The organism is Roseovarius sp. B08 (assembly GCF_051417955.1).
Taxonomy (GTDB): Bacteria; Pseudomonadota; Alphaproteobacteria; order Rhodobacterales; family Rhodobacteraceae; genus Roseovarius.
In genome coordinates this window covers 3,845,205-3,869,807 of record NZ_JBPRLW010000001.1, presented here as the reverse complement: position 1 = coordinate 3,869,807, position 24,603 = coordinate 3,845,205, and the positions used below count along the sequence as shown (strand labels likewise).

Sequence of the window (24,603 nt, the reverse complement as noted above, 5' to 3'; positions counted from 1 at the left end):
CATGCCGGAGCAGCAGATCCCGGATCAGGTCCGGAATGACGTGGGGCGGTGTGGCGCGCGGAATCAAGGCCGCAGGCCGCCGCGCGATCGTCCGCTGACCGAAAGGCGATTGCCTGCAATCGCCGAAAGGGGGCCGCCCGTCACGCCGGAGGCGTGCCGACTATGAACGGCGCACCTGCGGTGCGACGGGCTGGCGATTGGCGGACGTGGGCGCTTCGATTGGAGGTTTTGCGGATTTGGCATGGATAAAGTGCTGCGAAACACCGTCAGGTCGCCAGCCCGCGGTCTGGCGATCGCGCGGCTCCGGTGCATTACGTGGCGTCTGTTACAATTCGTAAGGATTGGGCAAAGATCAGGAAAAAGTTGACGATCAGCGTCGGCTGCGCACTCTATGGAGGATCAAGAATCGTCCCCAGGGGGAGCGGTCTGTTCGCGGGCGAGAGCGGACAAAGGGAGGACACAATTTGGCACAGTCGTCGAGAGGCGCGGATGGGCTTTCGTCCATTCCGGCCCTTTTGCAGCGCAATGCCGCGCAGTTCGGAGCCAGGCCCGCATACCGGGAAAAGGAATACGGGATCTGGCAAAGCTGGACCTGGGCCGAGGCCGAGCAGGAAATCGAGGCGCTGGCGCTGGGCCTGCTGAACCTTGGCGTCGACAAGGGCGACTTCATTGCCATCATCGGGCGCAACCGGCCCTATTTCTACTGGTCCATGGTCGCCGCGCAATCGGTGGGCGCGATCCCGGTGCCGGTCTACCAGGACAGTGCCAGCGACGAGATGGCCTATGTGCTGGACCATTGCGGCGCGCGGTTCGCCATTGTCGAGGACCAGGAGCAGGTCGACAAGATCATCGATATCCAGGACCAACTGCACCAGTTCGAGCACATGATCTATGTCGATCCAAGGGGGCTGAGGAAATACGATCATTCCAAGCTGCACCAGTTTGCCCAAGTCCAGGAGCAGGGGCGTGCGGCGAAGGACAGCCTGATGTCCGAGCTGACGGCGCGGCGGGACGCCCTGGATTACGACAGCACCTGCGTGATGCTTTACACCTCGGGCACGACCGGCAAGCCCAAGGGCGTGGTGCTGTCTAACCGCAACATCATCGAGGCGTCGAAATCCTCGTCCGAGTTCGATCACCTGACGCGCAGCGAGGAAGTGCTGGCCTACCTGCCGATGGCGTGGGTGGGGGACTTCATCTTTTCCATCGGGCAGGCGTATTGGTGCGGGTTCTGCGTGAACTGCCCCGAAAGCCCGGATACGATGCAGGTGAATCTGCGCGAGATCGGTCCGACGTATTATTTCGCGCCGCCGCGGGTGTTCGAGGGCCAGCTGACCAACGTGATGATCCGGATGGAGGATGCCAGCCGGATGAAGCAATGGCTGTTCCACACCTTCATGGCGCATGCGCGGAAGGTGGGGCCGGCCATCCTGGACGGCAAGAGCGTGAGCGGATGGGACCGGCTGAAGTACAAGCTCGGCGGGCTTCTGGTGTACGGGCCTTTGAAGGATACGCTGGGGTTCGGCCGGGTGCGCGTGGGCTATACGGCGGGCGAGGCGATCGGGCCGGAGATCTTCGATTTCTACCGCTCCCTGGGGATCAACCTGAAGCAGCTTTATGGGCAGACGGAGGCGTCGGTGTTCATCACGCTGCAGCCCGATGGCGAGGTTTACAGCGATACGGTCGGTGTGGCAGCACCCGGCGTGGAGTTGCGCATCGCGGAGAGCGGCGAGGTGTTCTATCGCGGCGATGGCGTGTTCGAGGAATACTACAAGAACGCCGAAAGCACGGCGAGCACCAAGGATGCCGAGGGCTGGGTCGCGACGGGCGATGCCGGGTTCATCGACGAGGCGACCGGACATCTGAAGATCATCGACCGGGCCAAGGACGTCGGAAAAATGGCCGATGGCAGCCTGTTTGCGCCCAAATACGTGGAAAACAAGCTGAAATTCTATCCCAACATCCTGGAGGCCGTGGTGTTCGGCAACCAGCGGGAGCAGTGTACGGCCTTTATCAACATCGACCTGAATGCCGTGGGCAACTGGGCCGAGCGGAACAATATCGGCTATGCCTCCTACCAGGAACTGGCGGGGCATCCGAGGGTGCTGGAGACGGTGAAGGAACACGTGGAAGAGGTGAACCGAAGCCTGGCCGAGGACCCGATGCTGGCGCATTGCCAGGTGCACCGCTTCCTTGTGCTGCACAAGGAGCTGGATGCGGATGACGGCGAGATGACCCGGACGCGGAAGGTGCGGCGGGGCGTGATCTCGGAGAAGTTCGAGGAGTTGCTGGGGGCGCTCTACGACGGCTCGGAGGAGAAGTTCACCACGACGGAAGTCACCTATGAGGACGGGCGCAAGGGCAGCATCTCGGCCACGCTGAAGATCGTGGACGCCGAGGTGGTGCCGGTGGCGCAGGAGAAGGTGGCGGCGGAATGACGGGACGACGCTCAGCTTCGCTTTCGCCCCGCCCGCCATCCCGTTTCGCGTTGGGAGAGTTGTGATGTTGGATCAGACCGGAGGATACACCACCGAAGACGGCCGCAAGATTGGCGGCGTGGTGATGGAGATGAAGAACATCACGCTGCGGTTCGGCGGGGTGGTGGCGATCCAGGATATCAGCTTTGACGTGCGCGAGGGCGAGATCCGGGCGATCATCGGGCCCAATGGCGCGGGCAAATCCTCGATGCTGAACGTGATTTCCGGCTTCTACAATCCGCAGGAAGGCGAGGTTTGGTACAAGGGCGAAAAGCGCCCGCAGATGAAGCCCTACCAAGTGGCGCAGCAGGGGATTGCGCGGACGTTCCAGAACATCGCCCTCTTCGAGGGGATGAGCGTGCTGGACAACGTGATGACGGGGCGCATCCGGCAGATGAAATCGGGGCTGCTGGCGCAGTCGCTCTGGAAGGGCAAGGCCGAGCGCGAGGAGGTCGAGAACCGGGCCTTTGTGGAGCGGATCATCGACTTTCTGGAGATCCAGCATATCCGCAAGACACCGGTGGGGCGGCTGCCCTACGGCTTGAAGAAGCGGGTGGAACTGGCGCGGGCGCTGGCGGCCGAGCCGTCGATCCTGCTCCTGGATGAGCCGATGGCGGGGATGAACGTCGAGGAGAAGGAGGACATGAGCCGCTTTGTCCTTGATGTGAATGACGAGTTCGGAACGACTATCGTGCTCATCGAGCATGACATGGGGGTGGTGATGGATTTGTCCGACCGTGTGGTGGTGATGGATTACGGCAAGAAGATCGGGGATGGAACGCCCGACGAGGTGCGCAGCAACCAGGCGGTGATCGACGCCTACCTGGGGGTGGCGCATGATTGATGTGGGGCGCGAAGCTTGGGTTTTTACCCGCCAAAGGCGCGTGATTGATGCGGGGCGGCACCCCGTCCCGGCCTTGAGCCGGGACCTCTGTGGCCGGGAGGCCCCGGATCTGGTCCGGGGCGGGAATGCGAAGGAGGTTCGTGATGCCTGATCAGCTGATTTTCGGAATGGAAGTGTTCCTGAACGGTCTGATGGCCGGGGTGCTGTATGCGCTGGTCGCGCTGGGCTTCGTGCTGATCTACAAGGCCAGCGGCATCTTCAACTACGCCCAAGGCGTCATGGCGCTGTTCGCGGCGCTGACGCTGGTGGGGATCATGGAAGGGCAGGTGCCATTCAGCCACTTGATCAACGCGATCTTCGGCACGGAGGTACACCATTTCGGCTGGCACGTGCCGGCGCTGGCGGCGATCCTGCTGACGATGGTGGTGATGGTCGCGCTGGCCTGGGTGGTGAATGTGCTGATCTTCAAGCACCTGGTGAACCAGGAGCCGATCATCCTGTTCATGGCCACGATCGGGCTTGCCTATTTCCTCGAAGGATTCGGCGACATGATGTGGGGTCGGACATCAAGACGATGGATGTGGGCCTGCCGCAGGGGATCAACGAGGTGATCGACACGACCACGGCGGGCTGGTTCGGTTACGGCTTTTTCATCGACAACCTCGATATCGTGGCGACGGTGATCGCCGCGGCGCTGGTCTTCACGCTGATCGTCTTCGCGCAATACACCAAGCAGGGGCGCGCGATGCGGGCGGTGGCGGACGATCACCAGGCGGCGCTGTCGGTGGGGATTTCGCTGAACTTCATCTGGGTGATGGTCTGGTCGCTGGCGGGTTTCGTCGCACTTGTGGCGGGGATCATGTGGGGCACCAAGTCGGGCGTGCAGTTCTCGCTGTCGCTGATCGCGCTGAAGGCGCTGCCGGTGCTGATGCTGGGGGGCTTCACCTCGATCCCCGGGGCCATCGTCGGCGGGCTGGTGATCGGCGTGGGCGAGAAGCTGTTCGAGTTCGCCATCGGCGCGCCGTACCTGGGCGGGGCGACGGAGATCTGGTTTGCCTACGTGCTGGCGCTGATCTTCCTGGTGTTCCGGCCGCAGGGCCTCTTTGGCGAGAAGATCATCGAGAGGGTATGAGCGGTGCGCCTTGAGCAGAGCATAGACTGCCCGGATTGCGGCACGCCCATCGCGATAGAGACGCGGGCGCTGATGGAGGGAGCGTCGTTTGCCTGTGGCAATTGCGGTGCGGAGATCTCCATGGCCGGGCCGGCCGGGGAAGGCTGGGGCGCGGCGCAGGCGAAGTTCGCGGCGCTCAAGGCGGACATGCTGAAGGCCGGGGAGGGCAAGGCATGACCCACAAGGCGCGTATCAGCGTGGTCTGCATTGATTGCCAGACCGACGACCTGGCGGAGGCGACGGCGTTCTGGTCGGCGGCGCTGGGCAAGGATGGAAAGATAGACGAGCGCGGGAAATACACCGAGTTCGACGGGAATGAGGGCCATCCCAAGGTGCTGTTGCAGGCGGTGGATCACGCGCCACGCGTGCATCTGGATATCGAGACCGACGACCAGGAGGCGGAGTGCGCGCGGTTGACGGCGCTGGGCGCGCGCGAGGTCGACCGGCTGCGCGGCTGGATCGTGATGGAGGCGCCGACCGGACATCGGTTCTGCCTGGTGGGGCCGCAGGGCGACGACTGGCCCGGCGACGCGGGCACGTTCGAGGGAGAGACCGGGACATGAGACAGTTGATCGCGATTCTGAATGTCGTGGCGTGGTCGGGGTTCTGGGCCTTCGGATACCTGGCGCTGACCTCGGGCGTGGATCAGAGCGGCCAGATGGTGGTGGCCGCGATGCTGGCCGCGCTGGGCGGCGGCACGGGGATGCTGGCCTATTTCTGGCTGGTGCGGCACGCGGAGGAGACGGGCTATGCCCGGCCCGCGAACCGGGTGGTCCAGCGGGAGGATGACGATGCGGAACTGGTTTGAAAGGTCGCGGTCGGGCGACCGCGTGTCCCTGCGGGCCACGGCACCCGCCCGCCCGGGACCTTCGATGGGCGCATGTGACTTTGGTGAAGGAGAGATCTGATGTTTTATCGTGAGGCGGGCGATTTCAAGACGTCCTACGTGGCAGACAGCCAGACCTTTCCGATCAAGTTCGACAGGTTCCGATATTACGCGGTGTTGCTGGTGGCCTTCGCCATCGTGCCCTTCGTGATCAACGACTACTGGGTCAACGCGGTCTTCCTGCCGTTCCTGATCTATTCGATTGCCGCGATCGGGCTGAACATCCTGGTGGGCTATTGCGGGCAGGTCAGCCTTGGCACCGGCGGCTTTATGGCCGTGGGGGCCTATGCCTGTTACAAGCTGATGACCGGGTTCCCCGAGGTGAACATCTTTTTCCACGTGATCATCTCGGGCGGGATCACGTCGGGGGTCTGTGTGCTCTTCGGTCTGCCCAGCTTGCGGATCAAGGGGTTCTACCTGGCGGTGGCGACGCTGGCGGCGCAGTTCTTTCTTGTCTGGCTCTTCAACAGGGTGGGGTGGTTCTACAACTACTCGGCCTCGGGGCAGATCAACGCGCCGGAGCGGACGGTTCTGGGTGTGCCGATCACGGGGGCCGAGACCGCGCCCTGGGCCGCGTATCTCTTCTGCCTGGTGTTCACCGTGGTTTGCGCGCTGGTCGCGCGGAACCTGACGCGGGGGATGCAGGGGCGGCAGTGGATGGCCATCCGGGACATGGACATCGCCGCCGAGATCATCGGGGTGAACCCGCTGAAGGCCAAGCTGAGCGCCTTTGCCGTGTCGGGCTTTTTCGTCGGCATCGCGGGGGCGCTTTTCTTTGCCGTCTACCTGGGCGCCGTGGAAGTGGGCGAGGTGTTCGGCATCAACAAGTCGTTCCTGGTGCTGTTCATGGTGATCATCGGCGGGCTTGGGTCGATCTTCGGCTCGTTCGCCGGGGCGGCGTTCCTGGTGCTGTTGCCGGTGCTGCTGAAGAACGTGCTGGTGGGGGGCTTGGGCTGGCCCACCGACCTGGCGGCGCATTTCGAGTTCATCATCGTGGGCGGGCTGATCGTGATATTCCTGGTGGCCGAGCCGCACGGGCTGGCACAGCTGTGGCGGGTGGCCAAGGAGAAATTGAGACTGTGGCCCTTCCCGCATTAGGGGGCGGCATGGCGGGATGAAATCCCGCCCTACGGGTTGGGCGCTTGCGCCCATGAAGAGACATCGGACATACCAAGGGAGGAACAAACCGATGAAACAGAGACTGCTGACAGCGATTGCGGCTGTGGCGATGGTGGCGAGCCCCGCGCTTGCGGAGCTGACCATCGTCGATACCAGCTATCGCACCGGGCCGTATGCGGCGAACGGGATTCCGTTCTCGGATGGCTACCAGGATTATTTCACCCTGCTGAACCAGCGTGATGGCGGCATCGGCGGCGAGATGATCAACCTGATCGAATGCGAGACCGGGTACAACACCGAGAAGGGCGTGGAATGTTACGAGGCCACCAAGGGCGAAGGCTCTCTGGTGTATCAGCCGCTTTCCACCGGCATCACCTATCAGCTGATCCCCAAGGCGACGGCCGATGGCATTCCGCTTCACACGATGGGCTATGGCCGCACCAGCGCCAAGGCCGGCGAGGTGTTCAAGTGGGTGTTCAACTATCCCGCCAACTACTGGGACGGCGCCAGCCTCGCGATCACGCACCTGGCAGAGCAGAATGACGGCGACCTGAGCGGCAAGAAGGTGGCTCTGGTCTATCACAACTCGGCCTATGGCAAGGAGCCGATCCGCACGCTGGAAAAACTGGCCGAGAAACACGGCTATGAGCTGATGCTGCTGCCGGTGGACCACCCCGGCCAGGAGCAGAAGTCACAGTGGCTGCAGGTGCGCCAGCAGCGCCCGGACTACGTGATCATGTGGGGCTGGGGCGTGATGAACCAGGTCGCGATCCAGGAAGCCGTGAACATCCGGTTCCCGATGGAGAACTTCATCGGCATCTGGTGGTCCGGCTCGGAGAACGACGTGAAGTCCGCCGGGGCCGGCGCCGATGGTTACAAGGCGCTGACCTTCCACAACCTCGGGTCGGATTACCCGGTCTATGACGATATCCAGACGCATGTGGTGGATACCGGCAACGCCGCGGGTGCGGGCGACCAGATCGGCTCGGTCCTGTATAACCGGGGCATGTATGCCGCGATGCTGGCCGCCGAGGCGATCAAGACCGCGCAGGAGATGCATGGCACCGCCGCGATCAACGCCGCCCAGATGCGCGACGGCATGGAGAACCTGGAGATGACCGAAGAGAAGATGGCCGCGCTTGGCCTTCCGAACTTCGGCCCCGAGTTCAAGGTGTCGTGCGAGAACCACGGCGGCAACGGTTTTGGCGCGGTGTCGCAGTGGAACGCCGAGACCGGCGAGTTCGACCTGATCACCGAGTACTACCAATCGGACCAGGAGATCATCCAGCCGCTGGTTGAAGAGGATTCGACCGCGTTCGCAGAGGAGAACGGCATCGAGCCGGGTTGCTGATCGGGCGCTACTTCCCCGGCCGCTGCACGCGGTGGCGGCCGGGGCATTTTGAGTATTTGAAGAACAGTGAAAGCCGGGGGCGCGCATGTGCCCCGGGGTGAGCGCGGGAGAGTTGAGCCATGGCCGAGGCCGCCGTCGAGACGCAGGAAGACCTGCTTGAGGTGAACAATATCGAGGTGATCTACAATCACGTGATCCTCGTGCTGAAGGGCGTGAGCCTGAGCGTGCCGAAGGGCGGGATCACCGCGCTCTTGGGCGGCAACGGGGCGGGCAAGACCACCACGCTGAAGGCGATTTCCAACCTGCTCAAGTCCGAGCGGGGCGAGGTGACGAAGGGCAATATCCGCTACCGCGGCGAGCGGGTTCAGGACCTTGTGCCCTCGGAGCTGGTTAAGAAGGGCGTGATCCAGGTGATGGAGGGGCGTCATTGCTTCGAGCACCTGACGGTCGAGGAAAACCTGCTGACCGGGGCCTATACGCGCGGGTCGAGCAAGGGCGAGATCGAGAAGGATCTGGACCTTGTGTACGAATATTTTCCGCGCCTGAAGGAGCGGCGGCGGAGCCAGGCGGGATATACGTCCGGCGGGGAGCAGCAGATGTGCGCGATCGGGCGCGCGCTGATGTCCCGGCCCGAGACGATCCTGCTGGACGAGCCCAGCATGGGGCTGGCGCCGCAGCTGGTGGAGCAGATTTTCGGCATCGTGAAATCGCTGAACGAGGAGGAGGGTTATACCTTCCTGCTGGCCGAGCAGAACACCAACGTGGCGCTGCGGTTCGCGCAGTATGGATACATCCTGGAATCCGGCCGCGTGGTGATGGACGGGCCCGCGAAGGAGCTTCGCGAGAACCCGGATGTGAAGGAATTCTACCTCGGCATGTCGGACGAGGGGCGCAAATCGTTCCGCGACGTGCGCAGCTATCGCAGGCGGAAGCGGTGGCTGAGCTGAGAGACAGGGTCGCAATGGCAGGCAAGGGCCGGTGGAGAGCAAAGAGATGAGCCAGTATTACGACAATCTTGAGACGCAGAGCCTTGACGCGCGGGCGGCGGCCATTGCCGAAGCGCTGGCGGCGCAGGTGCGGCGGGCGCAGGCGTTGCCGGGCTATGGCGATACACTGCGCGGCGTGATCCCGGACGACATCAAGAGCGTGGCCGACCTGGCGGGTTTGCCGGTGCTGCGCAAGGCGGACATGGGGCAGGCGCAGAAGGCCGCGCCGCCCTTTGGCGGGCTGACGATGGGCCCGGCCTCGGGCTTTGCGCATGTGTTTCAGAGCCCCGGGCCGATCTACGAGCCGGGTGGCGCCGGAACCGACTGGTGGCGGATGGGCCGGTTCCTGCATGCCTGCGGGATCGGTGCGGGCGATATCGTGCAGAACTGCTTCGGCTATCACCTGACGCCGGCGGGCATGATGTTCGAGAACGGCGCCCGCGCGGTCGGGGCCACGGTGCTGCCTGCCGGGACCGGCCAGACCGAGTTGCAGGTGCAGGCCGCGCATGACATCGGGACCACGGCCTATGCCGGCACGCCGGATTACCTGAAGGTGATCCTGGACAAGGCGGACGAGATGGGGCTGGCGCTGAAGATCACCAAGGCCGCCGTCGGGGGCGGGGCGCTCTTTCCGTCGCTGCGTCAGGAGTACGCGGACCGGGGCATTCAGTGCCTGCAATGCTACGCCACCGCCGACCTGGGCAACATCGCCTATGAGAGCCCGGCGCAGGAGGGGATGATCGTCGACGAGGGCGTGATCGTGGAGATCGTGACGCCGGGCACCGGCGACCCGGTGGCACCCGGCGAAGTGGGCGAGGTCGTGGTGACCACGCTCAACCCGGATTATCCGCTGATCCGGTTCGCCACGGGCGACCTGAGCGCGGTGATGGAAGGGGAAAGCTCCTGCGGGCGGACCAACATGCGCATCAAGGGCTGGATGGGGCGCGCCGACCAGACCACCAAGATAAAGGGCATGTTCGTGCGCCCCGAGCAGGTGGCCGCGCTGGTGGCCAAGCATGCCGAGATCGCCCGCGTCCGCGTGGTGGCCAGCCGCGAGGGCGAGATGGACGTGATGACCGTGCAGATCGAGGCCGATGGCGGCGCGCCCGAGGCCTATGCGGCGACGGTCAGCGACGTGCTGAAGCTGAAGGGCAAGATCGAGGTGGTGGCGCGGGGCAGTCTGCCGAACGATGGCAAGGTGATCGAGGATCTGCGCAGCTACGAGTGATGCGCACCGTCGGGCGGGTCTACTGTTCGTCGCGGATGAACGCCGGTTCGTCCCCGGTCGAGCGCGCAGCGTCGTAGCGATAGCCGCCGCTATCGAAATCCTTCAGGCTTTCGGGATCGGTCAGGCGGTTCTGGACGATGAAGCGGGCCATGGCGCCGCGGGCTTTCTTGGCGAAGAAGCTGATGACCTTGGCCTCGCCATTCTTGGTGTCGAGAAATGTGGGGGTGATGACCCGCAGCTTGAGCGCGTCGCGGTCGACGGCGCCGAAATATTCCTGGCTGGCGCAGTTGACGAGGGTCTTGCTTCCGGTCTCTTTCGCCTGCCGGTTCAGAGCCTTTGACAGCCGGTCGCCCCAGTAATCGTAAAGCGATTTTCCGCGCTCTGTCTTGAGGCGGCTGCCCATCTCGAGCCGGTAGGGTTCGATATTGTCCAAGGGGCGCAAAAGGCCGTAGAGGCCCGAGAGGATGCGCAGGTGATCCTGCGCCCAGTCGAGTTCATCCGCATCCAGCGAGCCCGCCTCGAGCCCCTGGTAGGTGTCGCCGGCGAAGGCCAGGGCGGCGGGCTTTTTGTCCTGAGAGCCGAAATTGCTGAACCGCTCGGCGTTGAGCCTGGCAAGGTCGTCGGAGATGCCCATGAGTTTCTTCAGATCGCTCTGGGACAAGTCGCGGGCCACGTCGGCCAGGGCGTGGGCGTCCTTGGCGAAGGCCGGGCCGGTGGGGTGGATCCCCTCGGCCGGGGACATGTCCAGTTTCTTGGCAGGCGAGACGACGACGAGCATATGTGACCCTTGGCTGGTTCCGTGTTCGGGCTGATCTAGGGCGTTTCGAGGAAAAATGGAATCGCCAATACCCTGTCACGCCTTCGGCGTTCTCGGGACATTGGCGATATTCTGGTCATGTTGTCCTCGAAACACCTCAGTCCGCCGCGTGCAGAACGTCCAGAAAGGCCGGGCCGAAACGCTCGGTCCTTTTGTCGCCCAGCAGGCGTTCGAGGTCGCCGAGGTCGCGGGGTTTAGAGGCCGCGACACGGGCCAGAAGGCTGGCGGAGCAGGAAAGCGGCTTGGCGATGCCGTCTTCGCCGCGTTGGAGGTTGGCCTGAACCTCCAGCAGGCGGTCATAGACCGTGCCGGTTTCGCGGCCTGCAAGTTTGCGGCGAGTGGGGTGCATCACCTCGGCCTCGCCGTTGATGACCTCGAGGAAGGCCGCGCCGTACTGTTCCAGCTTCTTGGAGCCGACGCCGGAGATGCGGGCCATGTCGTCCAGCGTGCGGGGCCGGGTCTCGGCCATCTCGATCAGGGTGCGGTCGTTGAAGACGATGTAGGCGGGCATCTTGGCGGCTTCGGCGAGCGCGCGGCGCTTGGCCTTGAGCGCGGACAGCAGCGGCGCGTCTTCCTCGGCCACCAGCGTCTTGGCGGCGGGGCGGCGGGACTTGGGCGCGAGGGTGTCGCGGCGCAGGGTGATCTCCTGCTCGCCCTTGAGGATGGGGATGGCCCGTTCGGTCATGCGCAGGGCGCCGTGGCGCTCGGGGTCCGGGCGGATGAGATCGCACCCCATCATCTGGCGGAAGATGCCCTGCCAGGTGCGGCGGTCGGTGTCGCGACCGACGCCGAAGGTGGGCAGGCCATCGTGGCCGCGGGCGCGTATCTTGTCGGTCTCGTTGCCGGTGAGGATGTCGATCAGGTGACCCGCGCCGAAGAACTCCTCCGTGCGCAGGATGGCCGAGAGCGCCTTGCGCACGTCCTGGGTGCCGTCGAAGGTTTCGGGCGGCGTGGTGCAGGTGTCGCAATTGCCGCAGGGCGCAGGGTCCTCGCCGAAATAGCGCAGCAGGGCCTGACGGCGGCAGGCGTGGGTTTCGGCAAGGCCCAGCAGGGCGTTCAGGCGGGCGTGATCGGCGGCGCGGCGTTCGGGCGGGGCGAGGCCTTCGTCGATCTGGGACCGGCGCAGGCGGATGTCGTCGGGGCCGAAGAGCGTGAGCGTGTCGGCGGGGGCGCCGTCGCGGCCCGCGCGGCCGATTTCCTGGTAGTAGGCCTCGATCGACTTCGGCAGGTCGGCGTGGGCGACCCAGCGGATGTCGGGCTTGTCGACGCCCATGCCGAAGGCGATGGTGGCGACGACCACCAGCCCGTCTTCGGTGCTGAAGCGGTGTTCGACATGGCGGCGGTCGTCCGGGTCCATGCCGCCGTGATAGTGGCAGGCGCTGTGGCCGTCTTCGCGCAGGGCTTTCGCAAGCGTCTCGGTCTTGGCGCGGGTGCCGCAGTAGACGATGCCGGACTGACCCTTGCGGGCGGCGGCAAAGCTCAGGATCTGCTGCCGCGGGCTGTCCTTGGCCGAGAAGGCGAGGGTGATGTTCGGCCGGTCGAAGCCACGCAGAAAGGTTTGCGGTTGCTGGCCTTCGAACAGTTTCTCGACGATTTCGGCCCGGGTTTCCGCATCGGCGGTGGCCGTGAAGGCGGCGAGCGGCACGTCGAGGGCGCGGCGCAGCTCGCCGATGCGCAGGTAGTCGGGGCGGAAGTCGTGGCCCCACTGGCTGACGCAGTGGGCCTCGTCCACGGCGATAAGGCTGACGCCGATGCGGCGCAGCATCCCCATGGCAGAGCCGGCGGCGAGGCGCTCGGGGGCGATGTAGAGGAGTTTCAGGCGGCCCTCATCGAGCGCGTCCCAGACGGCCTGGGTTTCTTCCTCGGTATTGCCGGAGGTGAGTGCGCCGGCCTCCACCCCCGCCGCGCGCAGGGCGCGGACCTGATCGCGCATCAGCGCGATGAGCGGGGAGATGACGACGGTCACGCCGTCGCGCAACAGCGCAGGCAATTGATAACACAGGGATTTGCCGCCACCGGTGGGCATGATGGCAAGAGTGTTGGCGCCTTGGGCGACGGTCTGGACGATCTCTTCCTGCCCGGGGCGGAAGGCGGAGAATCCAAAGACGTCTTGCAGCAGCGTGGCAGCGCTTTGCATGGGAAACCTGTAAGATTTTAGTTTTCTGCTCTTACAGGTGACAGTCCCACACTAAGGAATCGTAAACAAGTCCGGATTGGCGATCTCGGGCTTCCCCGGCCCGGCGGACGGCAATTGGATTGAAGAAAGCACCCGTCCCGGGCTTGACCCGGGACCTCGCGTTCAGAACCTAACCCTTCACCACCATCTGCGGCGAAATCACATCGATCCCCAGCGCCTTGCCCACGGCGAAATAGGTCAGCTGCCCGGCATGGACGTTCAGACCGTTCAACAGGTGCGGATCCTCGGCACAGGCCTGTTTCCAGCCCTTGTCGGCCAGCGCCAGCATGAACGGCATCGTCGCGTTGCCCAGCGCAATCGTCGAGGTCCGCGCCACGGCGCCCGGCATGTTGGCCACGCAATAATGCATGATCCCGTCCACGTCATAGATCGGGTCGGCATGGGTGGTGGCCTTCGACGTCTCGAAGCAGCCGCCCTGGTCGATTGCCACGTCCACCAGCACCGCGCCGGGCTTCATGTCGGCGAACTGCGCGCGCTTCACCAGCTTGGGCGCTTCCGCCCCGGGGATCAGCACCGCGCCGATCACCATGTCGGCCTGGGTCAGATGCTCTGCCAGCAGGCCTTGCGACGAATACCCGGTGTTGAATGCTCCCGAGAACACGTCATCGAGATACCGCAGACGCGGCAGCGAACGGTCCAGTACGGTCACGTCCGCGCCCATGCCCGCGGCGATCCGCGCGGCATGCGTGCCCACGACACCGCCGCCGATCACCAGCACCTTGGCCGGCCCCACGCCGGGCACGCCACCCATCAGCACGCCGCGCCCGCCATTGGCCTTTTGCAGCGTGTAGGCCCCCACCTGCGGCGCGAGACGCCCCGCAACCTCGGACATCGGCGCCAGCAGGGGCAGCCCGCCGCGCTCGTCCGTCACGGTCTCGTAGGCAATCGCGGTGCAACCGCTTGCCAGCAGATCCCTGGTCTGCTCCGGGTCCGGCGCCAGGTGCAGGTAGGTGAACAGCAACTGCCCCTCGCGCAGCATCTTGCGCTCGCCGGCCTGCGGTTCCTTCACCTTCACGATCATGTCGGCGGTGGCAAACACCTCTTCCGCCGTGTCGATGATCGCGGCACCCGCGGCGACATAATCCGCATCCTCGAACCCCGCGCCCTTGCCGGCACCGGATTGAATAATAACTTCATGCCCATGGGCCACGGCCTCTCCGGCGGCGTTGGGGGTCATCCCCACGCGGAATTCCTGCGGTTTGATCTCTGTCGGGCATCCGATTTTCATGTCGCACTCCTCTTTGCGCTATAGACTAGAATACAGCGCCGCCAAAGAAAGGGGTTTGATATTTTGCCCACACATGCCGTAATAAGCTGAAGATTATTCGAAGGAATGGCGCATATTGCACAGGATTTGCCTCGAATGACGCTCGACATGATGGATCGTCGCCTGCTTGGCGTCTTGCAGAAACGCGGGCGTATTTCCAACGCGGACCTGGCCGAGGCGGTACACCTGTCGCCTTCGGCCTGTCATCGCCGGATGCAGCGCCTGGAAACCGAAGGCTACATAACGGGTTATGTCGCCCTGCTGGATCCGCGCCGCATGGGGGTTCCCACCACCGTCTTTGTAGAGATCACCCTCACAACTCAGGCCGATGAGGTGCTGGACGCGTTCGAGATCTCCGTCGCCCGCATCCCCAACGTGCTGGAATGCCACCTGACGGCGGGCACCGCCGATTACATACTCAAGCTCGTGGTCGAGGATACCGAGGATTTCGCCCGCATTCACCGACAGTACCTCACCCGCCTGCCGGGAGTGTCCACCATGCAATCCAGCTTTGCCCTGCGCACCGTGCTGCAAACAACGGCCCTGCCGGTCTGAAGTTTTGCTTTTCTCGGGACCTCGATCTGGAATCTTGGCACTTTGCCGACTTCCACAAAGACCCGTCGCCCAGGTTTCATCCCTCGGACCAGATCTCTTGCCCATATGTGAAATCGGCGAAAAGGCCCCGATACGTTGATCGGGGCCCCGTCCGGTGCGCGTGATCCGTGAGTGACAGCGCAGCCAGATACCCATTCGGGCGCCCCCCTCTCAAGCTCGGGAGGTAGCGTGGTGTATGCGTTCAAACGCCGGCTTTGGCGCGTATGGAAAACCTTACCTTTGGCTGTGACGTGACGTCACTTTCCCACGAAAAAACCCCGGTGTCGCCACCGGGGTCCTCGATCCTGCAAAACCGGCGGATTTACTCCTCCGCGGGTTCCTCTTTCTTGGCTTCCTCGCCGGTCTCCTGGTCGACGACCTTCATCGACAGGCGCACCTTGCCGCGATCGTCAAAGCCCAAGAGCTTGACCCACACGTCTTGGCCTTCCTTCAGAACGTCCGAAGGATGGTTCAGGCGGCGGTTCTCGATCTGGCTGACATGCACCAGGCCGTCGCGCTTGCCGAAGAAGTTCACGAAGGCGCCGAAATCCACGATCTTCACGACCGTGCCCTTGTAGACCTTGCCCTCTTCCGGCTCCGCCACGATCGAGTGGATCATGTCGTATGCCTTCTGGATGGCCTCGCCGTTGGGCGACGCGATCTTGATGACACCCTCGTCGTTGATATCCACCTTGGCGCCCGACACTTCGACGATCTCGCGGATCACCTTGCCGCCCGACCCGATCACTTCGCGGATCTTGTCGGTCGGGATCTGCATCGTCTCGATGCGCGGCGCGTGAACCGAGAAATCACCGGCTTCCGACAGGGCCTTGCCCATCTCGTTCAGGATATGCAGCCGGCCGGCCTTGGCCTGTTCCAGCGCCTTTTCCATGATCTCCGGCGTGATGCCCGCGACCTTGATGTCCATCTGCAGCGACGTGATACCGGCTTCGGTCCCCGCCACCTTGAAGTCCATGTCGCCCAGGTGATCCTCATCACCCAGGATGTCGGTCAGGATGCCATATGAGCCGTCGTCTTCCAGCACCAGGCCCATGGCCACTCCGGCCACCGGCGCCTTCAGCGGAACGCCGGCGTCCATCATGGACAGAGAGCCGCCGCAAACCGACGCCATCGACGAGGAGCCGTTGGATTCGGTGATCTCCGAGACAACGCGCACCGTGTAGGGGAAGTCCGTCGCCGCAGGCAGGACCGCCTGAAGCGCACGCCATGCCAGTTTCCCGTGCCCGATCTCGCGGCGACCCGGAGGGCCCACGCGACCGGCTTCACCGACCGAGTAGGGCGGGAAGTTGTAGTGCAGCAAGAAATTCGAGCGGAAGTTGCCGTGCAGCGCGTCGATGATCTGCTCATCGTCGCCCGTGCCCAGCGTGGTCACGACCAGGCCCTGCGTCTCGCCGCGCGTGAACAGCGCCGAGCCATGCGTCCGCGGCAGCAGGCCGGTTTCGCAAACGATCGGGCGCACCTCGTCGAGGTTCCGTCCGTCGATCCGCTTGCCCGACTTCACGATGTCACCGCGCAGGATCGACGCTTCCAGCTTCTTGAGCGCGGAGCCGAGGTTCGCATCCTCGAGCTGCTCTTCCGAAAGCGATGCCTTGATCTCTTCCTTGGCGGTCGAAACGGCACTCGTGCGTTCCTGCTTGTCCTGGATCTTGTAGGCCGCGGCCAGCTTGTCCTGGCCCGCCGCCTTAACGGCCTCGTAAAGGTCGCTGTAATCCGGCGGCTGAAAGTCGAACGGTTCCTTGGCGGCGTCTTCGGCCAGGTCGATGATCATGTCGATCACCGGCTGGATCTGCTCGTGCGCGAAGTTCACCGCGCCCAGCATTTCGGCTTCCGACAGCTCGTAGGCTTCGGATTCCACCATCATCACGGCACCCTTCGTGCCCGCAACCACCAGGTCGAGCCGCTGCTCGGGGTTGTTGCGCAGGTCGTGCATGTCCTCGACCTCGGGGTTCAGGATGTACTCACCACCCTCATAGCCCACGCGGCAGCCCGCGATCGGCCCCATGAAGGGTGCGCCCGAAATGGTCAGGGCGGCGCTGGCCGCGATCATCGCCACGATGTCCGGGTCATTGACCAGGTCGTGGCTCAGCACGGTGCACATCACCAGCACTTCGTTCTTGAACCCGTCGACGAACAGCGGGCGGATCGGACGGTCGATCAGGCGCGCGGTCAGGGTTTCCTTTTCCGTGGGCCGTGCCTCACGCTTGAAGAATCCGCCGGGCACCTTGCCCGCGGAATAGTATTTCTCCTGGTAGTGAACGGTCAGCGGAAAGAAGTCCTGACCTTCACGCGGGGACTTTGCAAAGGTCACGTTCGCCATGACCGAGGTTTCCCCGTATGTGGCGATGACCGAGCCATCCGCCTGGCGGGCAACCTTGCCCGTTTCCAGTGTCAGCGTATCCTCGCCCCACTGGATGGATTTTTTCACTTCGTTGAACATCTATCGTTTCCTAGCTGGAGGCCCTCCCGGGCGTATCCCGGGTCCTCCGTTACATTGGTGGCCCCATTGCCACCGACCCCTCCATCATCTCATGCGCCGGGGTCTAAGGCGTCACGTTTCAGATACGTGCGCCCATACAGCAGATCGGCGCGAAATGAAAGCGGGGATGTCCCGACGCGCTCGCTTCCGCGCCGGGCCGTCAATCCTCGATCCTCCGCATGGCCCAGTTGACGCTGAAGCCGTGCAGGATCGTCGACAGCAGGATGACCAGCCCGACTAGCGACCAAAGCTCGCTCTCGTTCACGAACTCCACGTGGCTCATCGCATAGCACAGATAATAGATGGAACCTATTCCGCGTACCCCGTAGACCGAAATGACCGCCCGGTCCCGGTGCGGCATGTGCGACCCCATCAGGCTGATCCACCCCGACACGGGCCGGATGACAAGGATCAGGATCAGCGCGATGACCACGTGGCGCCACGTCAGATCGGCAAAAACCATCGGCAGAACGGACCCCAGCGCGATCAGCAGCAGGGCGGTCAGCGCGTGTTCGATCGATTCCGTGAAATTATGCAGTCGCCGGTGAAAGCGGTGGTCCTTCTCCTCTCTCCGCAGGGTCAGCCCCATTACGGCGACCGCGATGAACCCATAGCCTTCCACCATTTCCGTCGAGCCATAGCACAGCAGCACACCGGCCAGTGCCAGCACCCCCGAACCCGTGTCGGCCAGCGGCGCGTTCCGCGGCACCGAGAACAGCATCAGCGCAAGCGCGCGGCCACCGGCCCATCCGGCGACGGCCCCGACGGCAATGCGATAGAACACATCCCAGACAAGCCAATCCAGCGCCCATGCACTCGGGTTCAGGCCTTCTGCCGCCACGACCAGCCCCAGGTACACGAACGGAAACGCCAGCCCGTCGTTCAGCCCTGCCTCCGTCGTCAGGGTAAAGCGCACGGGATGTTCCTGGCCTTCCTGCGGCGGGCCGACCTGCACGTCCGCCGCCAATACCGGATCGGTGGGCGCGATGACCGCCCCCAGCAGGACCGCCCCGGCCACGGTCAGGCCCTCCAGGCTGATACCCAACAGCGCCACCGCGGCGATGGTCAACGGCATGGCAATGCCCAGCATCCGCGCGGTCGGACTCCACTTTCGCCATGGGCTGATCGTGTCGATCCGCATCCCCGTGCCGAACAGCGCCACGATCACGGCCAGCTCGCTTATCCTCTCCCACAGCAGCGGCGCTTCGCGCGGGTCGGGCATGAAGGCCGCGGCCGGGACCAGCATCGCGGCCCCGGCCCCGAAGATGATCATCAGCGGCGCAAAGACCGGCTCCGCCCGGGACACAAGCCGCGGCAGCCACCGCGCGCTGATGACGATCATCCCGGTTACGGCCAGCACGATGTGATAGGGATCGAGGGTGAAGAAATCCGGGCTCATGCGTACATCTACTTCATTGCCGCCGTGAAGTAAGATCGGACATCCAGTTTCGTTTGCAAGGGTCTTGCGCCAGACGGCGCAGAGCGTGCCTCAAAGCACGATTGCCGGACGTCGCTTGAACCGAGCCTTGAAACGCGCGCGCCACCCTCGCCCGGTCGCCCGGCCCCAGACGCGAACGTCAGTAATCCGTCTCGCTTGGAATGGTCCCGGTCCTGATGGCGTTGCCATTGGGTGCCAGCGCGATCCACCATCCGCCATGCGTGTGGATACCGTGCCCGCTCGGACCTTCGCTCTCGCCTTCGCGATTGAAATAGAAGAGCGGATGACCGTTGTAGCTCGCCACAAGCTTGTCTCCATCCGTGACCGACCCGGCAAGGTTGGGATCCAAGCCATCGGATACGCTCAAGTTCTTGGTTGTCACCGGAGCGACGACGAGCGGTGGCCAGGCTTCCCTGCACCGGGGCCCACAGGATTCCAGCGGCGGCAACCCGTCGCCTCCGCGTGTCTGCGTATCGAACATGTAGACCGCACGCCCGTTGGGGCCCACGATGTAGGGTCCGATATCTTCGTCATTCGCCACGGAAAAGAACGGTTCTTTCTCATCCGGCCCGTCAGAGGCCAGGGCGGCGGGCGCAAGGGTACTGGCGAGCAGAGCGACTAGAATGAAGCGCGGCATGGTTTCTCCTGTTTGCAAGCCTTCCGTGGACCAACCCGCGGATCGGCGGGCATGTTCCCGGAAACATCGCGCAATACGGAAAAACCGACATCGCCAACCATCTCAAGGTAAAGAAAGGGCCGCTCAGGATGCGGAAAGCTGGTCCCAAGGCAGCCGTCCCCGAGCCGACACCCGCGTTCAGGACACAAGCCTCACCCGGTCAGGATACCACTCACCTTCAGCGCCCGCTGCGCGTTGCCCTCGACCTTCAGCTTGCCCGACATGTAGGCCATCACCGGGTTCTGCTCGCCCGACAGGATGTTGCGGAACACCGCGTCGCTGGCCATCAGCACCACGTCCGCCGCCTCGTCGCCCTCCCGCGCGCCGGCCTCGTCCAGCATCACGCTGCCTTCGCCCTCGATCACCAGTTTCGCGGTGCCGCGAATGGTGCCTTTCGCTTTGGGGTCCAGCGTTTCGACATAGCTTCGGATGATCTCGTTCATGGAATGGCGCGCCTTTCAAAATGATGCGCAAAGCTCTCCACGCAGGGCCTGCCCCGGTCAACGCGAACCTTGCGTCACCAGCGGCTCAGCGCATCCTCGTCCGCGTCCCTGGCATCCACCCAGTCCGCCCCGTCGCGGGTCACTTCCTTCTTCCAGAAAGGCGCGCGCGACTTCAGGTAATCCATCAGAAACTCGGCGGCCTGGAACGCATCGGCGCGATGCGGCGAGGAGGTCGCCACCATCATGATCATCTCGTCCGGGCGCAGAGCGCCATGACGATGGATGACCAGCACATCGCCCAAGGACCAGCGCGCCTGCGCCTCCTTGGCGATCCCGGCCAGCGCCTTTTCGGTCATGCCCGGATAATGCTCGATCTGCATCGCCTCCAGGCCGGTAGCGATATCCCGCACGATGCCGGTGAAACTCACCACCGCGCCCATGCCGCTTTGCCGCGCGGCAAAGCCATTCACCTCCGCGCCAAGGTCGAACGCCGCTTCCTGAACCCGGATATCCACGTCCCTCAGCCCCCCGTCATCGGCGGAAAGAACGCCACCTCGCGCACGCCCGCAAGCGGCGCATCGAAATCCGCCAGCTCCTGGTCCACCGCCACGCGCAATGCGTCCAGGTCGGCAAACGCCGCCTCGTAGCGCGCCTCGCGGGCCCGCAACTCCGCGACCAGCTCCCGTACGGTCGCGGCGCCGGTCTCGACCTTGTCCTTGGGGTGCCCGATCCGTTCCCGCACCCAGGCGAAATACAGCACGTCCATCTCTCAATCCCTCAGATACGGCACCGCCTTGCGAAAATAATCGATGCCCGTGATCAACGTCAGCGCGGCGGCAATCCACAGCAGCCACAGACCCGCATGCGATGCGATCACCATGCCCTCGAACTTCCAACGCAGGCCCATCACGTCCTCTTCCTCGCCGGCCAGCACATCGGCCACCAGCGCCTCGTCCATGCCCAGGCTGGACATGCCGAAATAGTGCTCGAACACGCCCTGCGCGAAGAGCACCGCAATCGCCACCATCTGCAGCGTCGTCTTCCACTTGGCCAGCTTGGTCACCTTGAGTGTCCCCGCCGTGTCGCCCAGGTATTCCCGCAGGCCCGACACGAAGACTTCGCGAAACAGGATCACCGTCGCCGGCAGCACCAGCCACGGTGACATCGACGAATAGCCCAGGATCACCGCCAGCGCGATCACCACCATCGCCTTGTCGGCGATCGGGTCCAGCATCGTGCCCAGCTTGGTGGTCTGCTTCCACAGCCGCGCCAAGTAGCCGTCGAACCAGTCGGTCACCGCCGCGCCCACGAACAGCACCAGCGCGAACCAGTCCGCCCAGGGCCGATGGAAATACAGGAACATCACCGCTACCGCCGGCGCCGCCAGCAGCCTCAGCACGGTCAACACGTTGGGAATATTCCACGTCATGCGCTTGTATCTAGTGCGAACCGCCTCTGTCCGAAAGCCCCGAATCCAAAAGCGCCACGCACAGGCAACCAACTTTCATCGTTCCCCAAATACTCCGGGGAGCGCGAGGGGCTGGCCCCTCGCACCAAACCTGTAGCGCGAGGGGCTGGCCCCTCGCATCAAACCTGTGGCGCGAGGGGCTGGCCCCTCGCCCCCGGGCCTGCCGCTCAACCCTTCTCGTGAAAGTGGTCATAAACCTTCTGAGCCAGCGCCGCCGAAACGCCATCCACGGCCTTCAGATCCGCGAGATTCGCCCGGCTCACCGCCTTGGCCGACCCGAAATGCGCCAAGAGCGCCCGCTTGCGCGCCGCGCCCACCCCCGCGATCTCGTCCAATGGCGAGGCACTGACCGCCTTGGTGCGCTTGGCCCTGTGGGTGCCGATGGCGAACCTGTGCGCCTCATCCCGCAGCCGCTGGATGAAATACAGCACCGGGTCGTTGTGGCGCAGCGCCATGGGCCGCTTGCCCATCCTGTGAAACTCTTCCTTGCCGGCGTCGCGGTCCAGCCCCTTGGCCACGCCCACCATCGGCAGGTCGCGCACGCCCATCTCCTGCATGATCGAATGCACCGCGCTCACCTGTCCCTGCCCGCCGTCGATCAGCAACAGGTCGGGCCACAGCCCCTTGTCGCGGTCCGGATCCTCCTTGATCAGCCGCTTCAGCCGCCGGGTCAGGACCTCCTTCATCATCCCGAAATCGTCCCCGGGGGTCAGCTCGTCGCCCCGGATGTTGAACTTGCGGTACTGGTTCTTCATCAGCCCCTCGGGCCCCGCCACGATCATCGCCCCCACGGCATGCGCCCCCTGGATGTGGCTGTTGTCATAAACCTCGATCCGCTCCGGCGGGGCCGGCAGGTCGAACGCCTCCGCCACGCCCTTCAGCAGCTTGGCCTGCGTCGCGCTCTCACTCATCTTCCGCGCCAGGCTCTCGCGCGCGTTGCGCAACGCGGCCTCCACCAATTCCGCCTTCTCGCCCCGCTGCGGCACCAGCAGTTCCACCTTGCGCCCCAGCTTGCCGCTCAGCGCCTCGGCCATCAGGTCGGGGCTCTCGATCTCGTGGCTCAGGATGATCTGCCGCGCGGGCTCCTTGGTGTCATAGAACTGGCCCAGGAACGCCTCCAGCACCTCGGCCTCGGCCACGTCCGCACCGACTCGCGGATAGAAATCCTTGTTCCCCCAGTTCTGCCCCGCGCGGATGAAGAACACCTGCACGCAGGCCTGCCCCTTCTCCAGGTGCAGCGCCACGAGATCGGCCTCGCCCACGGTTCGCGGGTTGATCCCCTGCGCCGTCTGCACCTGCGTCAGCGCCTTGATCCGGTCGCGCAGCGCCGCGGCCTTCTCGAACTCCATCGCCTCGGAGGCCGCCTGCATGTCGGCCGCCAGCTTCTCCTGTATCTCGGTCGACCGCCCCGACAGGTAGCGCTGGGCGTCCTTCACCTGCGCGGCATACTCCTGTTTCGAGATATACCCCACGCAAGGCGCGGTGCACCGCTTGATCTGGTATTGCAGACAAGGCCGCGTGCGGCTCTCGAACTGCGTGTCGCTGCAATTGCGCAGCTGGAACACCCGCTGCAACTGTCCCAGCGTCCGGTTCACCGCCCCCGCGCTGGCGAAAGGCCCGTAATACTGTCCCTTCTCCTTCTTCGCGCCGCGATGTTTCTTGATCATCGGAAAGTCGTGGGCCGTCACCAGGATATTCGGAAACGACTTGTCGTCGCGCAAGAGCACGTTGTACCGCGGCTTCAGCTGCTTGATCAGGTTCTGTTCCAGCAGCAGCGCCTCGGTCTCGGTCGCCGTGGTCAGGAACATCATCGATGCGGTTTCCGCGATCATCCGCGCGATTCGCGGCGTGTGTCCGGTGGGCCGGGCATAGCTCGACACCCGCGCCTTCAGGTTGCGCGCCTTGCCGACATACAGCACCTGGGACTGCGCCCCCAGCATCCGGTACACCCCGGGTGAGCCGTCCAGCGTCTTGAGGTAGGACTGGATCACCTTGTGCCCGGTTTCCGGGGCGGCATCGCCGTCTGACTCGTGATTCGGTTTGTTAATCATTCATTAACGTTTGATTCTGCGCGTGGGCTGCAATGATTAGCACACACGCCGCAATAGGAAACATCTCCACGGATCGTGTGGATAACTCTGCGGACAAGTTTTGGTTACCCGGAATTTTTCGTTGTTTTCGGCCCGGTTCGTTGAATTGCTCAAAAAATAGGCACAAAAACAAAGCATTGATTTTAAACGATAAAATATCCGTGGTATCCCAAATATATGAAAACATTAAACCTTTTGTAACGCGTCGGTAACGGCCCCGCGCCACGTGCACAACTTGTCGCGGCCGTTCATACATCGACCCCGAGAACGTCCGGAGTCTGCCAGGCCAGGTGCTGTCCGCCATCGACGCAAATCAGCTGTCCGGTGACCGCCTTCGCCTCCAGAAAATAGCCCAGCGCGGCGGTGATATCCTCGGGATTCACCCCACGCTTCAGGATCGTTCGCGCCCTCTGATCGAAGAACTGCTTTTCGCTCTGCTCGGTGCTTTTCAGCGTCGGTCCCGGGCCGATCCCGTTCACCCGGACACGCGGCGCAAAGGCCTGCGCGGCCGTGCGGGTCATCGTCCACAGGCCGGACTTGGCGATCGTGTAGCTGGCGAAATAGGGCGTCAGCTTGCGCACCCGCTGGTCGATCATGTTCACCACCAGCCCCTGCGCCACCGGCTCGCCGTTGCCGTCCTCCACCGGGTCCGGCACCTGTGCGGCCAATCCTTGCGTCAGCGCGAAGGGCGCGCGCAGGTTCGATTCCAGGTGCCGGTCCCAACTGTCGCGCGTTGCCGTCTCGTATGTCTCGTCCTCGAAGATCGACGCGTTGTTCACCAGCACGTTCACCGGCCCGCCCAGCCGCGCGGCCGCCTCGGGCACCAGCGCCTGTACCGCGTCCTCGTCCAGAAGATCCGCCTGCACGGTCACGGCCTTCCGGCCCTTGGCCTCGATCTCACCGGCGGTTTCCTCGGCGGCATCGGCCGAGCCGCCATAATGCACCGCCACGTCATAGCCGCGTGCGCCCAGGTACAGGGCCATCGCCCGCCCAAGGCGCTTGCCGCCCCCGGTCACGAGAGCGCGGGGGGGCTGGGTGTCTTCGATCATCCAGT

22 protein-coding genes and 1 pseudogene are annotated in these 24,603 nt (G+C 64.1%); 11 read left to right on the top strand and 12 right to left on the bottom strand.

The genetic code is table 11. The features are described from left to right. The first annotated feature begins 464 nt into the window (after positions 1-464). From ACSQ76_RS19710 to ACSQ76_RS19665, 10 genes and pseudogenes are all read left to right on the top strand, one after another. Positions 465-2,438, top strand: a complete 1,974-nt coding sequence (locus ACSQ76_RS19710; RefSeq protein WP_437157897.1) for an AMP-binding protein — start codon at positions 465-467, stop codon at positions 2,436-2,438. Between the two features lie 64 nt (positions 2,439-2,502). Further along, positions 2,503-3,321 (top strand): ABC transporter ATP-binding protein, encoded by an 819-nt coding sequence (locus ACSQ76_RS19705; protein WP_437157896.1) that lies wholly within the window; start codon positions 2,503-2,505, stop codon positions 3,319-3,321. A 143-nt stretch (positions 3,322-3,464) separates the two neighbouring features. After that, positions 3,465-4,453 (top strand): annotated as a pseudogene (locus tag ACSQ76_RS19700) (branched-chain amino acid ABC transporter permease). A 3-nt stretch (positions 4,454-4,456) separates the two neighbouring features. Further along, positions 4,457-4,669, top strand: coding sequence for a hypothetical protein (locus ACSQ76_RS19695; RefSeq protein ID WP_437157895.1), 213 nt, complete (start codon positions 4,457-4,459; stop codon positions 4,667-4,669). After that, a complete protein-coding gene (locus tag ACSQ76_RS19690; protein ID WP_437157894.1) occupies positions 4,666-5,055 on the top strand; it encodes a VOC family protein in 390 nt (129 codons plus the stop codon). The genes ACSQ76_RS19695 and ACSQ76_RS19690 overlap by 4 nt, the downstream gene beginning before the upstream one ends. Beyond that, on the top strand, positions 5,052-5,300 hold the full coding sequence (locus ACSQ76_RS19685; protein ID WP_437157893.1) for a hypothetical protein: 249 nt from the start codon (positions 5,052-5,054) through the stop codon (positions 5,298-5,300). Before ACSQ76_RS19690 ends, ACSQ76_RS19685 begins: the two co-directional genes overlap by 4 nt. A 99-nt stretch (positions 5,301-5,399) precedes the next feature. Next, positions 5,400-6,476 carry a branched-chain amino acid ABC transporter permease gene (locus ACSQ76_RS19680; RefSeq protein WP_437157892.1) on the top strand — a complete coding sequence of 359 codons (1,077 nt, stop codon included), beginning with the start codon at positions 5,400-5,402 and terminating at the stop codon, positions 6,474-6,476. Positions 6,477-6,567: 91 nt separating this feature from the next. Next, positions 6,568-7,848, top strand: coding sequence for an ABC transporter substrate-binding protein (locus ACSQ76_RS19675; RefSeq protein ID WP_437157891.1), 1,281 nt, complete (start codon positions 6,568-6,570; stop codon positions 7,846-7,848). Positions 7,849-7,967: 119 nt separating this feature from the next. Beyond that, positions 7,968-8,795: an ABC transporter ATP-binding protein gene (locus ACSQ76_RS19670; RefSeq protein ID WP_437157890.1), complete on the top strand. Its 828-nt coding sequence runs from the start codon at positions 7,968-7,970 to the stop codon at positions 8,793-8,795. 46 nt (positions 8,796-8,841) lie between these two features. Further along, the gene (locus ACSQ76_RS19665; protein WP_437157889.1) at positions 8,842-10,062 is read left to right on the top strand and encodes a phenylacetate--CoA ligase family protein; all 1,221 of its coding nucleotides are present in this window, start codon (positions 8,842-8,844) and stop codon (positions 10,060-10,062) included. 19 nt (positions 10,063-10,081) lie between these two features. Here the strand turns inward: ACSQ76_RS19665 and yaaA are convergent, their stop codons facing one another. From yaaA to ald, 3 genes are all read right to left on the bottom strand, one after another. Further along, positions 10,082-10,840 carry a peroxide stress protein YaaA gene (yaaA, locus tag ACSQ76_RS19660; RefSeq protein WP_437157888.1) on the bottom strand — a complete coding sequence of 253 codons (759 nt, stop codon included), beginning with the start codon at positions 10,838-10,840 and terminating at the stop codon, positions 10,082-10,084. 136 nt (positions 10,841-10,976) lie between these two features. Next, a complete protein-coding gene (recQ, locus tag ACSQ76_RS19655) occupies positions 10,977-13,016 on the bottom strand; it encodes a DNA helicase RecQ (protein WP_437157887.1) in 2,040 nt (679 codons plus the stop codon). A gap of 169 nt (positions 13,017-13,185) precedes the next feature. Beyond that, a complete protein-coding gene (gene ald, locus ACSQ76_RS19650) occupies positions 13,186-14,304 on the bottom strand; it encodes an alanine dehydrogenase (protein ID WP_437157886.1) in 1,119 nt (372 codons plus the stop codon). Between the two features lie 135 nt (positions 14,305-14,439). Here ald and ACSQ76_RS19645 point away from each other — a divergent pair, with 135 nt between their 5' ends. After that, positions 14,440-14,898, top strand: a complete 459-nt coding sequence (locus ACSQ76_RS19645; RefSeq protein WP_437157885.1) for an Lrp/AsnC family transcriptional regulator — start codon at positions 14,440-14,442, stop codon at positions 14,896-14,898. A 361-nt stretch (positions 14,899-15,259) separates the two neighbouring features. Here ACSQ76_RS19645 and pnp read toward each other — a convergent pair whose 3' ends face one another. The 9 genes from pnp to ACSQ76_RS19600 form a co-directional block, all read right to left on the bottom strand. Continuing rightward, a complete protein-coding gene (pnp, locus tag ACSQ76_RS19640) occupies positions 15,260-17,395 on the bottom strand; it encodes a polyribonucleotide nucleotidyltransferase (protein ID WP_437157884.1) in 2,136 nt (711 codons plus the stop codon). A gap of 199 nt (positions 17,396-17,594) precedes the next feature. After that, the gene (locus ACSQ76_RS19635; protein WP_437157883.1) at positions 17,595-18,833 is read right to left on the bottom strand and encodes a cation:proton antiporter; all 1,239 of its coding nucleotides are present in this window, start codon (positions 18,831-18,833) and stop codon (positions 17,595-17,597) included. A 178-nt stretch (positions 18,834-19,011) separates the two neighbouring features. Next, positions 19,012-19,509: a hypothetical protein gene (locus ACSQ76_RS19630; protein ID WP_437157882.1), complete on the bottom strand. Its 498-nt coding sequence runs from the start codon at positions 19,507-19,509 to the stop codon at positions 19,012-19,014. Between the two features lie 191 nt (positions 19,510-19,700). Further along, entirely contained in the window at positions 19,701-19,991 is a 291-nt protein-coding gene (locus ACSQ76_RS19625) for an SCP2 sterol-binding domain-containing protein (protein WP_437157881.1), read from the bottom strand. Between the two features lie 74 nt (positions 19,992-20,065). Then, a complete protein-coding gene (locus tag ACSQ76_RS19620) occupies positions 20,066-20,506 on the bottom strand; it encodes a molybdenum cofactor biosynthesis protein MoaE (RefSeq protein ID WP_437157880.1) in 441 nt (146 codons plus the stop codon). Positions 20,507-20,511: 5 nt separating this feature from the next. After that, positions 20,512-20,757: a molybdopterin converting factor subunit 1 gene (moaD, locus tag ACSQ76_RS19615; protein ID WP_306128616.1), complete on the bottom strand. Its 246-nt coding sequence runs from the start codon at positions 20,755-20,757 to the stop codon at positions 20,512-20,514. Between the two features lie 3 nt (positions 20,758-20,760). After that, the gene (pgsA, locus tag ACSQ76_RS19610; RefSeq protein WP_437157879.1) at positions 20,761-21,420 is read right to left on the bottom strand and encodes a CDP-diacylglycerol--glycerol-3-phosphate 3-phosphatidyltransferase; all 660 of its coding nucleotides are present in this window, start codon (positions 21,418-21,420) and stop codon (positions 20,761-20,763) included. A 206-nt stretch (positions 21,421-21,626) separates the two neighbouring features. Beyond that, positions 21,627-23,510 (bottom strand): excinuclease ABC subunit UvrC, encoded by a 1,884-nt coding sequence (gene uvrC / locus ACSQ76_RS19605; protein WP_437157878.1) that lies wholly within the window; start codon positions 23,508-23,510, stop codon positions 21,627-21,629. Between the two features lie 287 nt (positions 23,511-23,797). Further along, positions 23,798-24,598 carry an SDR family oxidoreductase gene (locus ACSQ76_RS19600; RefSeq protein ID WP_437157877.1) on the bottom strand — a complete coding sequence of 267 codons (801 nt, stop codon included), beginning with the start codon at positions 24,596-24,598 and terminating at the stop codon, positions 23,798-23,800. Positions 24,599-24,603: the final 5 nt, after the last annotated feature.

Excerpts from the sequence above, each read along its gene's own strand:
- ACSQ76_RS19705 (WP_437157896.1), top strand. The coding sequence starts at position 2,503 with ATGTTGGATCAGACCGGAGGATACACCACCGAAGACGGCCGCAAGATT.
- ACSQ76_RS19690 (WP_437157894.1), top strand. The coding sequence starts at position 4,666 with ATGACCCACAAGGCGCGTATCAGCGTGGTCTGCATTGATTGCCAGACC.
- ACSQ76_RS19685 (WP_437157893.1), top strand. The coding sequence starts at position 5,052 with ATGAGACAGTTGATCGCGATTCTGAATGTCGTGGCGTGGTCGGGGTTC.
- ACSQ76_RS19680 (WP_437157892.1), top strand. The coding sequence starts at position 5,400 with ATGTTTTATCGTGAGGCGGGCGATTTCAAGACGTCCTACGTGGCAGAC.
- ACSQ76_RS19675 (WP_437157891.1), top strand. The coding sequence starts at position 6,568 with ATGAAACAGAGACTGCTGACAGCGATTGCGGCTGTGGCGATGGTGGCG.
- ACSQ76_RS19670 (WP_437157890.1), top strand. The coding sequence starts at position 7,968 with ATGGCCGAGGCCGCCGTCGAGACGCAGGAAGACCTGCTTGAGGTGAAC.
- ACSQ76_RS19665 (WP_437157889.1), top strand. The coding sequence starts at position 8,842 with ATGAGCCAGTATTACGACAATCTTGAGACGCAGAGCCTTGACGCGCGG.
- yaaA (WP_437157888.1), bottom strand. The coding sequence starts at position 10,840 with ATGCTCGTCGTCGTCTCGCCTGCCAAGAAACTGGACATGTCCCCGGCC.
- recQ (WP_437157887.1), bottom strand. The coding sequence starts at position 13,016 with ATGCAAAGCGCTGCCACGCTGCTGCAAGACGTCTTTGGATTCTCCGCC.
- ald (WP_437157886.1), bottom strand. The coding sequence starts at position 14,304 with ATGAAAATCGGATGCCCGACAGAGATCAAACCGCAGGAATTCCGCGTG.
- ACSQ76_RS19645 (WP_437157885.1), top strand. The coding sequence starts at position 14,440 with ATGACGCTCGACATGATGGATCGTCGCCTGCTTGGCGTCTTGCAGAAA.
- pnp (WP_437157884.1), bottom strand. The coding sequence starts at position 17,395 with ATGTTCAACGAAGTGAAAAAATCCATCCAGTGGGGCGAGGATACGCTG.
- ACSQ76_RS19635 (WP_437157883.1), bottom strand. The coding sequence starts at position 18,833 with ATGAGCCCGGATTTCTTCACCCTCGATCCCTATCACATCGTGCTGGCC.
- ACSQ76_RS19630 (WP_437157882.1), bottom strand. The coding sequence starts at position 19,509 with ATGCCGCGCTTCATTCTAGTCGCTCTGCTCGCCAGTACCCTTGCGCCC.
- ACSQ76_RS19625 (WP_437157881.1), bottom strand. The coding sequence starts at position 19,991 with ATGAACGAGATCATCCGAAGCTATGTCGAAACGCTGGACCCCAAAGCG.
- moaD (WP_306128616.1), bottom strand. The coding sequence starts at position 20,757 with ATGGACGTGCTGTATTTCGCCTGGGTGCGGGAACGGATCGGGCACCCC.
- pgsA (WP_437157879.1), bottom strand. The coding sequence starts at position 21,420 with ATGACGTGGAATATTCCCAACGTGTTGACCGTGCTGAGGCTGCTGGCG.
- uvrC (WP_437157878.1), bottom strand. The coding sequence starts at position 23,510 with ATGATTAACAAACCGAATCACGAGTCAGACGGCGATGCCGCCCCGGAA.
- ACSQ76_RS19600 (WP_437157877.1), bottom strand. The coding sequence starts at position 24,598 with ATGATCGAAGACACCCAGCCCCCCCGCGCTCTCGTGACCGGGGGCGGC.